Annotated in this window: 6 protein-coding genes; 5 read left to right on the top strand and 1 reads right to left on the bottom strand. The window is 70.4% G+C overall.

Features of this window, described 5'->3' with window-relative positions; all coding sequences use genetic code 11:
- Positions 1 to 12: 12 nt before the first annotated feature.
- Complete coding sequence (locus tag ACT3UF_RS10155) at positions 13 to 1,299, bottom strand: ISL3 family transposase (protein ID WP_006822416.1); 1,287 nt, start codon at positions 1,297 to 1,299, stop codon at positions 13 to 15.
- Between the two features lie 121 nt (positions 1,300 to 1,420).
- Here ACT3UF_RS10155 and pglX point away from each other — a divergent pair, with 121 nt between their 5' ends.
- Genes pglX through ACT3UF_RS10180 form a run of 5 tightly spaced genes read left to right on the top strand, consistent with a single transcriptional unit; the run spans position 1,421 to position 13,337 of the window.
- Positions 1,421 to 3,415: a BREX-2 system adenine-specific DNA-methyltransferase PglX gene (gene pglX, locus ACT3UF_RS10160; RefSeq protein WP_444608413.1), complete on the top strand. Its 1,995-nt coding sequence runs from the start codon at positions 1,421 to 1,423 to the stop codon at positions 3,413 to 3,415.
- Positions 3,412 to 7,137, top strand: coding sequence for a DUF6079 family protein (locus ACT3UF_RS10165; protein ID WP_444599686.1), 3,726 nt, complete (start codon positions 3,412 to 3,414; stop codon positions 7,135 to 7,137). The genes pglX and ACT3UF_RS10165 overlap by 4 nt, the downstream gene beginning before the upstream one ends.
- Positions 7,134 to 9,935, top strand: coding sequence for a BREX-2 system phosphatase PglZ (gene pglZ, locus ACT3UF_RS10170; RefSeq protein WP_444599687.1), 2,802 nt, complete (start codon positions 7,134 to 7,136; stop codon positions 9,933 to 9,935). Before ACT3UF_RS10165 ends, pglZ begins: the two co-directional genes overlap by 4 nt.
- Positions 9,935 to 11,269, top strand: a complete 1,335-nt coding sequence (brxD, locus tag ACT3UF_RS10175) for a BREX system ATP-binding protein BrxD (RefSeq protein WP_444608300.1) — start codon at positions 9,935 to 9,937, stop codon at positions 11,267 to 11,269. The genes pglZ and brxD overlap by 1 nt, the downstream gene beginning before the upstream one ends.
- The gene (locus ACT3UF_RS10180; protein WP_444608301.1) at positions 11,262 to 13,337 is read left to right on the top strand and encodes a DEAD/DEAH box helicase; all 2,076 of its coding nucleotides are present in this window, start codon (positions 11,262 to 11,264) and stop codon (positions 13,335 to 13,337) included. The genes brxD and ACT3UF_RS10180 overlap by 8 nt, the downstream gene beginning before the upstream one ends.

Below are 13,337 nucleotides of genomic sequence, written 5' to 3' on the forward strand. Positions count from 1 at the left end.
TGGGACGGGTGTTCACGCTACGGTTCTCGCGGCGCTGGTCAGCAGGATACGCATCCGGTAGTTCTCCGGGTTTCGGAATCCGCGGCCGGTGCGTTTGATGTTCTTGATGCCGGTGTTGCCCGCTTCGACCTTCGCGGTGGTCGCGCCGGTGACGATGAGGACCTCGATCGCGTCCCACCAGGTCACGACGGTGTCATAGAGCTTCGTCGTCTCGGGCATGTTCGCGATCTGGGCGAAGTAGCCCATCCGCATTCGCTCCTGCCAGGCCTGGGCGAGGGTGTCGGTGGACAGGAGGCGGCGGAGCTGCTCTTTGATGCCCCAGGCAGCGGAGAGCTCGTCGGTGGGGTCATCGGTGCGGAACACGTCCTCGAGCCGCTCCCAGGCCCTCGGGGTCAGGGTGTCGCCGCCGCGTAGTAGCAGCATTCGGTGCGCCCAGGCCGGATCCTCCTTGCGACCTCGACGGCCGCGATGGGCGCGGGCCAGGCGCTGCCTGACGGTGGTGACCATGTCGTTTCCGAGCTTGACGAGGTGGAACTTGTCGACCGAGACCGCAGCCCGGGGCAGGTAGGTCCGCAGCGCCTTGCGGAACGCGGCCGAGGGATCGATCGCGACGATCTCGATCCGCTCCCGCCAGGCCTCGGAGCGCTGGGCAAGCCAGTCCCCGACGGCCCTGGAGTCGCGGCCGTCGACGATGCCGAGGACCTGCCCGGTGCCCAGGTCCACCAGCGTCGTCATCCACGGCTCGAACCGTCTCCAGGCCCCCTGATCCGTGCGGAACCAGCGCACCGACCGGTACCGGTGCTCATCGACCCCCAGACGCCTCACCCGCACGTCGTCGACGTCAGGCAGGACCACCGCAGCGGCGCTGAGGGCGGCCTGGACCAGCCACCACGAGACCCCGTGGGCCCGGGCCACCTCGGAAGCTGCACGGCCCGAGGTGATCACGGCCGAGACGACCTGGTCCCGCAGCCTGGTCGTCGAGCGGGCGTAACGGGGGATCTGCTCGGTGGCCTCAGCGAACGTGCCCCGAGCACAGGCCGGCTCCAGGCAGAACCAGCGCCGCTTGGCCCACACCACCACCGCCGCGCCGGCGACGGGAACGTCCCTGACTTGCTGTGACCGTCGGGAGTGGACCTTCGTTGCGAGCACCCCGCAGGACGGACAGCCCGGCGGGACGGTCGAGGCGATCACCACCCGCCGGCCACCATCGGGCAGGTCGACGGCATCGATGACGCGGTAATTGGGCAAGTTGAAGATCGTGCTCGCAGCATCCCGCTGCGAACCAGTATTCTCGTGCACAGGCTCGTGGTCCTCTGGAATGTGGATGTCTTGACAACACCCATCACAGCAGGACCACGAGCCGTTCTACGCCAACGACGCGACGCTCCCCATCACCACGAACCGGGAAGAGCCGGTTTACCTGGAGCCCTCTGACCTCTCCGCCCATCCGTGGAGTCTTCAAGGAGGCGCGAGCCCCGGCGCTCGGAAACGTATTGACGAGTTCTCCGTAAATACTCTAGGCGAGGTCATTCGCGGCGGCATTGGACCAGCGAGCTTCGCTGGCTTCGACGATGCATTCTTTAGCAACGAAAGGGAGCTCACCAGGACTACCGGCGGCCACCTTGTGCGTCGACTGGTCCTTGGGGATGCAGTACGTGACTACACAATCAGTTCCGATGAGTTCGCCTTGGTGCCATTCTCTCTCGAAGACCGTCGACTGGTGCCGTTGGAGGAAGAATCCGGCTGGGGGCGGCGGCTCTGGACGACCAGAACGGTTCAGCGAAACGCAGTCCTTTTTGGAGGGAAGACGCTCGACCAGGCCGGTATCGGTTGGTGGTCGTGGACGAGATGGGTCCCAGAAAAGTACGCGACTCCGCTGACCATCACCTTCGCATTCGTCGCGACGCACAACCATTTCGTGCTCGACCGCGGCGGGAAGGTGTTCAACCGTTCCGCGCCGGTGATCAAGCTGCCGGCGGGGGCGAGCGAGGAGGAGCACCTGAACCTGCTCGGCGTGCTCAACTCCTCCACCGCCCTGTTCTGGCTCAAGCAGAACAGCCATGACAAAGGCAATGGTGGCATTGGCGGCGGTATTGCGGATCAGGAGTGGGAGAGGTTCTACGAGTTCACCGGCACCACTCTCCAGGACTACCCGCTGGTTGAAGTCGACTTCACCGCTTTTGGGCGCAACATGGACCAGCTCGCCACGCGGCATGCAGCAGTGCAGCCCTCCGAGGTGCTCCGCGAGAACCTACCGATCGCCGAGCTACTCGCCGACGCCGCCGACTCGTCGGCCTCCCTTCGCGCGCAGATGATCGCCGCTCAGGAGGAGCTGGACTGGTTCGCTTACCGCGCCTACGGCCTCACCGAGCAGGACCTCACCTACCCCGGCATCCCTCCCGAAGTGCAGTTGGGGCAGCGGGCCTTCGAGATCGCACTTGCCCGCCGAGTCGAGGCCGGAACGGAGACCACCGCCTGGTTCTCACGCCACCGCTCCACGTCGGTCACCGAGATCCCTGCCCACTGGCCCGCGGATTACCGCGAGCTCGTGCAGAAGCGCCTGGACCTCATCGACTCCAGCCGCATGATCAATCTCCTCGAGCGGCCCGAGTACAAGCGCCGCTGGGCGGAGGACCCCTGGGAGACCAAAGTCGACCGTGCCCTGCGCAACTGGCTGCTCGACCGGCTCGAAGCGAAGCAGATCTGGTTCGACCGTCAGGGCCGCCCGGTGACACGCTCGGTCGCGCAGCTGGCGGACGTCGTCGGCCGCGACCCCGAGCTGCGCGGCGTCGTCGAACTCTGGCGCGGCAGCGCCACCGTCGACCTCATCAAGGTGCTCACCGACCTGCTCGCGCCGGAGGTGGTGCCCTACCTCGCCGCGTGGCGGCTGAAGCCCAAGGCGATGGACAAGTTCCGCGCCTGGCAGGAGACCTGGCAGCTGCAGCGCCGGGAAGACGCCGGGGAGTCAGGGCTCGACATCCCCGTCCCGCCCAAGTACACCTCCGCCGACTTCCGCAAGAGCACCTATATGGGGCACCGCGGCAAACTCGATGTGCCCAAAGAACGGTTCATCCACTACCCGAACGCGGGACTGGCCGCCGACGGCACCCTGCAGCTCGGCTGGGCGGGATGGAACCACTTCCAGCAGTACCTGGCCCTCGCCGGGCTGATGGACGACATGGTGAGCGACGGCGCGAGCGACGAGACACTGCGGCCGCTCGTGGCCGGACTCGGCGAGCTGCTGTTCTGGGTCGAGCAGTGGCACGACGAGATCGACCCCACCTTCGGTCTGAACGCCGCCCAGTTCGCCCGCACCGACTACGACCAGCGCCGCGCCCAGGTGGGCGCGAGCGAGGACGACCTGCTCTCCTGGCGGCCCCCGGCCGCCACCCGAGGACGAAAGGCGAGATCATGACCGCACCCCTGCTGCGAGACGTCTTCTCCATCCCCGAGGCCACCGGCGCCGAGGACTACGTGCTGCGCCTGACCGACGCGACCACCGGCAGTGGTGCCGCCGAGGCGATCGACGATTACGTGGTCACGCCCGCGATCGCTGGCGCCTTCGACGACGCGCTGGCGCTCGTCACCGACGCGCTCGGCACCGGGCTGAACCGCGGCGCGTTCCTCGCCGGCTCCTTCGGCGCCGGCAAGTCCCACTTCATGGCCGTGCTCCACGCCCTGCTGCGCCACGACCCCCGCGCACGCGCCCACCACGACCTGCAGCGCATCATCACCACCCACGACGCCCAGCTCGAGGGTAAGAGCTTCCTGCCGCTGTCCTTCCACTTCCTCGCCGGAAACTCGATGGAGGAGGTGCTCTTCGACGGCTATGTGCAGCAGATCCGCACCCTCCACCCCGACGCGCGGTTGCCTGCGGTGTACCAGGCGGACGCACTGCTGCGCGACGCCGAGAATCTCCGCACCCGAATGGGAGATTCGAGCTTCCTCGGCGCGCTCGGCGACGACACAGCGAGCGGCGACCCCTTCAGTGCCCTGCTCGGCTCGAGCGGCTGGAGCCTCGAGGACTACCAGGCAGCCCGTGCCGCCGCCCCTGGCGCCGACAACCGTCAGCGGCTGGTCACCGCGCTGACCCGACGCGATGGCCTGTTCAGCAATTACGCGCGGCTCGGCGAGCATGTCAGCCTCGACGAGGGGCTCCAGGCCATCAGCGACCACGCCAAGGGCCTCGGCTACGACGCGGTGGTGATGTTCCTCGACGAGCTCGTGCTCTGGCTCGCCTTCAAGATGCAGAACCAGGACAGCCTCGGGCGGGAAGCGCAGAAGCTCACCAAGCTCGTCGAGGGCAACTACGGTCGCCTGCCCGTCCCGCTGGTCTCGATCATCGCCCGCCAGATGGAGCTGCAGCAGTGGTTCGCGGACTCCGGCGCCTCCGGCACCCAGCAGAAGGCGCTCGACGACGCGTTCCTCCACCAGTCCGGACGCTTCAACGTCATCGAGCTGGGAGACGACAACCTCGCTTATGTCGCCGCCAAGCGGCTGCTCACTCCCAAGGACGAGACCGCGGCGCGTGCCATCGAGGAAGCCTTCTCCGGGATCGACCGGGCCGAAGGCGTGTGGGACGTGCTGCTGGACGGCATCAACACCGACGAGACCCACCGCGGAGCCAGCGAACAGCAGTTCCGTCTCACCTACCCCTTCTCCCCGGCGCTGGTCTCCACGCTGCGCAATCTCTCCGGGGTCATGCAGCGCGACCGCACCGCGCTCAAGGTCATGCAGCAGATGCTCGTCGAGCGCCGCGACACCATGACTATCGATGAGGTCATCCCCGTCGGGGACGCCTATGCGCACATCGTCTCCGGCAACGACCGCTCCGTCCTCGACCCCCGCCGCGCCGCGCTGTTCCGCCGGGCCGACGAGATCTTCGAGGACAAGCTGCAGCCGCTGCTGCTCGCGAACAACGGAGTCTCTACGCACGATCTCGAGACCGGCGACGAGACGACGCTGCGCACCTACCGCACCGACGAACGCCTCGCCCACACCCTGCTGCTCAGCGCCGTCGCCCCCGGCGTGCCGGCGCTGACCTCACTCACCCCGCAGCGGCTCTCCTCCCTCAACCACGGCTCGATCACCTCCCCGCTGCGCGGCGGCGAAGCCGGCGTCGTCGCCTCCAAGGTGAACTCCTGGGCCCAGCGCGTCGGCGACATCAAGGTGGGCGGCAGCGACCGCACCCCCGTCTACACAGTGCACCTCTCCGACGTCGATTACGAATCGATCATCGAGAACGCCAAGGGGGAGGACAACCCCGGCCGCCAGCGCGAACTGCTGCAGCGGCTCGTGCTCGAAGCCGCCGGCGTCCCGCCCCAGGAGAACACCACCGACGGTGCGCTCCCGCACAAGGTCACCTGGCGCGGGTCCTCCCGGACCGTCGACCTCGTCTTCGGCAACGTCCGTGACCCCCAGCAGCTGCCGGAGGACCGCTTCCGCAACGCCCCGTCGACCTGGCGGATCATCCTCGATCTGCCGTTCGACGAGAGCAGCGGGCACTCCTTCACCGATGACGTGCGACGCATCGAAGACCTGGTGGCCCGCAACGTCCAGGCCCGCACCCTCGTGTGGCTGCCGCGCTTCTTCTCCGTGCGCACCCGCAAGGACCTCAGCACCCTCGTCATCCTCGACTACCTCCTCACCGGGCACGGAGACCGCTGGCGCAACTACTCCGACCACCTCTCCGAGGCGGACCGCACCCAGGCCAAGGTGATCCTGCAGGGCCAGCACGAGACCCTCCGCGCCGGGATCCTCGCCGCCCTGCTCCAGGCCTACGGCGCCGCCACCCCGCAGCCCGGCATCCTCACCGAGGGCTCCGGCGACCAGGTGCTGTGGAGCTTGGACCAGGGACACCAGCCCCGCACCCCGGGAGGCCCCACCCTGGACCGGGCGCTCGCCCAGACCATCACCGAGGCATGGGACTCCACCTACCCCGAGCACCCTGCCTTCGTGCCCGAGGACCAGGTGGTCACCGTCCGCGAACTCGACGCCGTGGTGGAGCACATCTCCCGCGCCGCCGGAGACCCGGACCATCGGGTCCCGCTGCAGGGGAACATCGCCGCGGTGCGCCGCGTGACCGACCCATTGCGGATCGGCCGGACCACCGAGACCCACTTCCTGTTCGGCACCGAGTACTTCGGCACCTGGGACCGTGACGTCATCACCGGGCTGGGTGCCGCCGGCCTCGACCCCGCAGGCCCCATCGGCGTCGGCGATCTGCAGGACGCCCTGCGCCGCAACCCGATCGGCGCGGGCCTGGACCGCGCTGTGCTGGATCTTGTCACCATCGCCTGGGCCATCCGCCACCAGCGCGCCTGGACCCAGTACACCGCCTCCATCCCCCAGCCCCAGCTCGGCAAGCTCGCCCGGGACATGCAGCTGGCGCCGCAGGAGATGCCGAGCGAAGAGCAGTGGACCACCGCCCGCCACCGGGCCGGAGCTCTCTTCGGGCTCGAGGCGCGGCAGTACCTCACCGCCGCGAACGTCACCAACCTCGCCCAGCAGGTGCGTGAGAGGGCCACCGCCCTGCGCGAGGATGCCCGCGCCCTCGACACCGCGCTCACCGCCGCCTCCGCGCAGCGCGGCATCACCGTCAGTGACCGCCTCACCGCCACCGCCCAGGCCACCGCGCTGGTCGACGACCTCGCCGTGCTCAAGGGCCTGCCCCTCCTGCAGCGGCTCGCCGAGGCGAGGTTCGAGGCGACCGACCAGGAGCTCGGCCGCTCGCTGGCGAGCGCGGCGAGCGTCACCCGCGCCGTCCAGGACCTCGACCCCACCCGCATCACCCCGCTGGCCTCCGGGGCCGAGGCGGGAGGCGAGGCAGGGCATGCCGCCCGCGGCATCCTCCAGGACCTCGACGACGCGCTGGCCGGGCACGAGCTGCAGCGGCCCCTCGAGAAGGCGCTCGGATCCTTCACCACCGCCGCCTGGACCTGGATGAGCCGCCGCGCGAGCGCCACCCCGGCTCCGGCGCCGCAGCCCGAGCCCGAGCCCGAGGCACCCTCGCACCGCACCGGACGGCGCACGCTCACTTGGCGCGGCGGAGCCGGACTCGAGGAGCTGAGCCGGGAGATCACCGCGCAGGTCCCCGAGGGGACGCATCTCGAGATCACCTGGCGGGAGCTGCCGTGACCACCTCCGTCGCCGCCGCGCCCCTCCAGCGAGCCACCCTCCTGGCGACCCTCGAGAAGGTCCGCCGTCGCGGGGGAGCGAGCAGAGTCCTCGGAATCCGCGCCTCCCGCGGGCTCGAGACCACCCAGGGACTGACCGACCAGCACGGCGAGCCCGTGACCGTCGCCTGGTGCCCCTCCGCACTCTCCTGCTGGGACGCCCTGGCCACCTGGGACGGCAGCGGCTGGCTGGTCCTGCTGACGGACCGCACCGAGGACGAGCTGGGCTCCGGGCTGCTCGCCCGCCTCGCCCAGCATCGCCTCCAGCGCCCCGATGCCTGGGAGAGCGTCAAGCTCCGCTTCCGCGCCACGGGCCTCGACCGCGCCCTGCTCCAAGATGCCGCGGGGATCCGCTCGGCACTTCCCGAGGCTCTGCTGCGGATCGAGCCCCGCACCGGCTGGCCCGCCGCCCGCGCCGGCGTGCTGAACCGCGAGGTCGTCTATGGTGCCGTGGTCCGGCAGCTGCTCGGCATCGACGTGGAGACGCTCGACGGCCCCGCGGTGCTCGAGGCGACCCTCGACCCCGACCTGCCCGCGCGCCTCGCAGACCTGCGCCGTGACGGCGGCGACGAGATCACCGACGCCGTGCTCGACTGGCTCGCCGGCCGCCTCGGCTCCGGAGCCGTCCCCGCCCGGCACGTGCTCGCCGCCGGGGCCACCGGCGAGCTCCTTCCCCTGGGCCTGGCCCTGTCCCACGTCGTCACCACGCCGCGCACCGTCGCCGAGGAGGCGACGCTCGCCGGAGCCCGCCTCGAAGCCCGCCTGCCCGACCCCTTCCGCGGCGCCACCCACACCGGGGCCGCCGGGCACGCCGCCGACCAGCTCCGCTCCCTGGCCGCAGACTCCGCCCGCACCGTGCGCGACATGCTCACCCGGCCCTCCGCCCGTGACCGCGCGCTGACCGTGCTGCGCCGCACCGAGTCGATCCTCCGGGCCGAGCAGGCGCCCTCGCTGATCGCCGCCTCCGATCTTCTGCCCGGCGGCCTCACGGCCCGTCGCCGCCGGCTCGCCGCAGCGCTCGGCACCCACCCCGCCACCGTCGAGCAGACGTGGCGCGAGATCGTGGAACACCCCCTCACCACCGTCCGTGAGGGCAGCGACCCCCTGCACATCGCCCTGCGTGCCGCGGTGCGCCTGGATCGCTGGCTCGCCGTCTCCGAGGCACCCGCAGAGGAACCCGGCGTCGGCCGCAGGGAGCGCGCGCTCGCCGCGGTGCGCACCCACGCGCACGACGGCGCCTGGGCGGAGAGCGCCCTCGGCGACCTGCTTCGCGGCTCCGACGATCCGGAGATCGCCGCCGCCCTGGAGAGCCTCGCCCAGCAGGTCCTCGCGCGCCGTCGCGACCTGGACCGCGCCTTCGCCCGGGATCTCGCGCCGCTCGCCCACGGGGAGGACCTCCCCGCGGGAGACATCCACTACCTCGAGGATGTGCTGCGCCGGATCGGTGCTCCGCTGGCCCGCACCGCTGCGAGCCCCTCCGCAGCACAGCACGGCGGCGTGCTGGTACTGCTGGTGGACGGGATGAGCGCCGCCGCGGCCACCGACCTCACCCGCAGCATCCTCGACGTCACCGACACCTGGCGCGAGATCGTGCCCGTAGCCGCTCCCCGTCGCGCCACCGCCCTCGCCCTCCTGCCCAGCCTCACCACCCACTCGCGCACCTCGTTCTTCGCCGGCAGGCCCGTGACGGGCGCTCAGGCGCAGGAGCGCCAGGGAGTGGCCGGCCTCGCCCGCACCGCCGGGCTCCGCGGGGCGCGCCTGTTCCACAAGGACGACCTCGTCCGGCACGAGGCGGGCACCGCACTCAGCGCCTCCATCACCTCGGCGATCGCGGACGTCGACGGAATCCCGCTGGTCGCCTGCGTGCTCAACACCATCGACGACGCCCTCGACAAGGCCGATCCCGGCGGCACCCGCTGGAGCACCGCCGATGTGCAGTACCTGCGCCCCCTGCTCCAGGAGGCCGCCCGCGCCGGCCGCACCGTGATGCTCACCGCCGATCACGGCCATGTCATCGAACGCAATGGACGGATGGAACGGCACGCGGACGAGACCAGCGCCCGATCTCGCCCGGCGACCGGCGCTCCCGCCGGACCTGACGAGATCCTCGTCGAGGGACGCCGCGTGCTGGGCGGCGGCAGCGCGATCCTCGCCGTCGACGAGGACCTGCGCTATGCGCCCCGACGAGCCGGTTACCACGGCGGAGCGAGCCTGTCCGAACTCGTGGTCCCCGTCATCGCGCTGCGCCCGGCGCCTCTCGATGGCACCGAACAGGGATGGGAGGCGGGGCTGCCCGAGGGCTGGCTGTTCACCAGCGACCAGCACCCGCTGTGGTGGTCGACCCGCGCCGCTGCCTCGGCGTCGGTCGAGGAGCCCGCAGCCCCGGCCAACGCCCCCGCGGCCGGGATGCTCGACCTGTTCAGCACCGGGGAGGCCGAGGCGGAACCGAACGTCGCCGCTGGGTTGGGCGCCGCGATCATCACCTCGCCCCGCTACGCCGACCAGAAACGGGTGCTGCGCCGCACCCCGTCGGACGAGACCGTGGCAGCGCTGGTCGACGAACTCGCCGCCGCTCCCGGCACCCGGCTGCCGTTCAGCCGTGTCTCCCAGCTGCTGGTCACCCCGGCGGCCCGCACCGCCCGTGCGGCGGGAGTGGTCGCGCAGCTGCTGAACGTCGAAGGCTTCGAGGTGCTCCGTCTCGAGGAGGAGACTGCGATCCTCGACGTCACCCTGGCTCGCCAGCAGTTCGAGGTGGCCTGATGAACGCAGAGAGCACCCAGGTGCCCGGGGTCTCCCCGCGCCGTCGCGACGACATCATCGGCGCGCTGCGCCGCGGCACCGTCCCCGCCGAGGGTCTGGACCAGCTCGCCGTGGGACTGGACCGCTTCGCGGGCGCCCTGTCGGAAGAGCTCGATCAGGTGAGCGGTGGGGGAGCGGTCGTCAAAGCCGTGCGCGGCGAGTACGGCAGCGGCAAGACCTTCTTCACCCGCCACCTCGCCGAGACCGCCCTGCGCCGCGGCTTCGCCGCCACCGAGGTGCAGATCTCCGAGACCGAGACCCCGCTGCACCGCCTGGAGACCGTCTACCGGCGGATCACCGAGTCCCTGCGCACCGCGAGCGTCGCCCCCTCGGCCTTCCGCTCCGTGCTGGACACCTGGCTGTACACCATCGAGGAGGACGCGATCGCGGCAGATGCCTCCATCGAGCAGTCCGAGCAGCGCCTGACCGCGGCCACCGGTGAGCTGCTGGATGCACGACTGTCCGGCGTCAGCTCCTCCACCCCTGCGTTCGCTCTCGCCCTGCGCGCCTACCATCGCGCCTCCGCCACCGACACCGCGACCGCCGACGGACTCGCAGCCTGGCTCGCCGGGCAGCCCCATGTCGCCGCCGCAGCCAAGCGCGCCGCCGGCATCAAGGGCGACCTCGACCATTTCGGGGCGATGAGCTTCCTCCAGGGCCTGCTCACCGTGCTGCGCGACGCCGGGCATCCCGGCCTGCTGCTGGTCCTTGACGAGGTCGAGACCCTGCAGCGGATGCGCTCCGACGTGCGGGACAAGGCGCTGAACGCCCTGCGTCAGCTCATGGACGAGATCGATGCCGGCCGCTACCCCGGTTTGTACCTTGTGCTCACCGGCACCCCCGCCTTCTACGACGGACCCAACGGCGTGCATCGCCTGCCCCCTCTCGCCCAGCGGCTGGACACCCCGTTCCTGCCCGATCCGCGATTCGACAACCCGCGGGCCGTGCAGATCCGCCTGCCCGGGTTCACCCCGGACTCCCTCACCGCGGTCGGAATCCGGGTGCGCGACCTCTACGTGCGCGGACGCGAGAACCAGGAACGCCTGCACGAAACGGTCGACGACGCTTTCATCGCCGACTTCTCCCGCGCCGTCTCCGGAGAGCTCGGCGCCAAAGTGGGCCTCGCCCCGCGGATCTTCCTGCGCAAGCTCGTGGACGTGATGGACCGCGTGGACCAGTTCGAGGACTTCGACCCCCGCCGCGACTACACCGTCACCGTCAGCGAGGCCGAACGTGCCGTCGCCGACCCCCGCACCGACCCCGACGCCATCGACCTCGACCTCGGCGATGACTGAACAGGCCACCGGCTTCGACGCGCTCGCACCCTCGGTCCAGCACCACATCGTCAACACCCTCGGCTGGTCCGCACTGCGCCCGCTCCAGGAGGAGGCTGCCGCCCCGCTGGTGGCGGGACAGGACGCGATCCTGCTCGCCCCCACCGCCGGCGGCAAGACCGAAGCCGCCACCTTCCCCCTGCTCACCCGCATGAGCAACGAGGACTGGCGCGGCACGTCCGTGCTCTACGTGTGCCCGCTGCGAGCTCTGCTGAACAACCTCCAGCCCCGACTGTCCTCCTACGCCCAGTGGCTGGGCCGCACCGCCGAGGTGCGTCACGGCGACACCACCGCCGGACAGCGCAAGCGCCTCCAGGCCGAGCCGCCGGACATCCTCCTCACGACTCCCGAATCCCTCGAGGCGATGCTCGTCTCCACGGTGACGTCACCGCAGGTGATGTTTGCGAACCTGCGGGCGATCGTGGTTGACGAGGTCCATGCCTTCGCGGGGGACGATCGTGGCTGGCACCTACAGGGAGTCCTCTCCCGGCTCGAAGCGATCGCCGGACGGCCGCTGCAGCGGATCGGGCTCTCCGCCACCGTCGGCAACCCGCACGAGCTGCTGCGATGGTTGCGCGGTCCCGGACGCGACGGACACGGCAGCGTGATCGACCCCGGCGGCATCGGTAAGGACTCCGTGGTGCGCCTGGACTGGGTGGGCACTGTCGACAACGCGGCCGAAGTCATCTCGCGCCTACATCGCGGAGAGAAGCGTCTGGTGTTCGCTGACTCCCGCCGGAGCGTCGAGTCCCTGACGCTGTCGTTGCGGGAACGGAAGGTGGAGACGTTCGCGTCGCATTCCTCGCTGTCCGTGGACGAGCGCCGCCGTTCCGAGCAGGCCTTCGCCGAAGCGCAGGACACCGTCATCGTCGCGACCTCCACCCTGGAGCTGGGGATCGACGTCGGCGACCTGGACCGCTGTCTCCAGGTCGGGGCGCCCCGCACCGTCGCGTCGATGCTGCAGCGGCTCGGCCGTACCGGGCGTCGCGCCGACACCGCCCGGAACATGCTGTTCCTCGGCACCACAGAGGAGGAGTTCCTCCGAGCCTGCGGACTGCTGCTGCTGTGGTCCGAAGGGTACGTGGAGCCGATCCAACCGCCACCGATGCCGTACCACGTGATCTCTCAGCAAATCCTTGGCCTCACTCTCCAGCGCCGCGCACTCACTCGTGAGGATATCCACCACGACCTCGCAGCCTTCGCTCCGCTAACTGGCACCGAGGGCGAGGCGATCATCGACCACATGCTCGAGCAGCAGTTCCTGGTCAGCGACGGGGAGTTGTTGTTCGCCGGTCCGGCGGCCGAAAGTCGTTACGGCGGCATGCACTTCCGCGACGTGATGGCCGTGTTCACGGCTGCGCCGCAGTTCACGGTGCTGCATGGACGCACCGAGATCGGACAGATCGACCCGATGGTGCTACGCAGCCCACACGATGGTTCGCTGACTATCACCCTCGCAGGCAAGGGCTGGCGCGTCACCAGCATTGACTGGAACCGCCAGCGTGCCCAAGTGGAGCCGTCGACCGTGGGCGGGAAGGTCCGCTGGTCCGGCGTGCCGCAGCCGATCTCCGCGGCGCTCACGAGCGCGATCCGACGGTCACTCCAGGGCGTCGACCCCGAGGGTGTCGAGCTCACCCGCCGCGCTCAGGAGAAGCTCGCGGAACTGCGTGCCGAGTTCACGCCCTTCGTGGGCGTAAACGAGTCCGATGTGCTCGCGCCCCATGACCGCGGGCGCGCCCGCTGGTGGACCTGGGCCGGAGGGCGCGAGAACGCGCGCACCCTCGCGGCCCTCACACGTGTTGCCCCTGAGCTGCTCGGCGAAGCGCCGACTTGGGACAACTACGCGATCACGCTGTCCGAAGAGGCGACAATGCCGGCACTCCGTGTCGCGCTCGCGGAAGCGCTCGAGCGGGTCACCGAGGGCGACGACGTGTTCGCGCCGCTCATCGACGAGAAGGTGCTGCGGGAAGTGAAGTTCGGAGACATGGTGCCAGAGCGGATGCTGCGGGCGGAAGTGGCGGGACGGTGA

It is taken from the genome of Brachybacterium sp. AOP24-D1-21 (genome assembly GCF_052378665.1).
Classification (GTDB): Bacteria; Actinomycetota; Actinomycetes; order Actinomycetales; family Dermabacteraceae; genus Brachybacterium.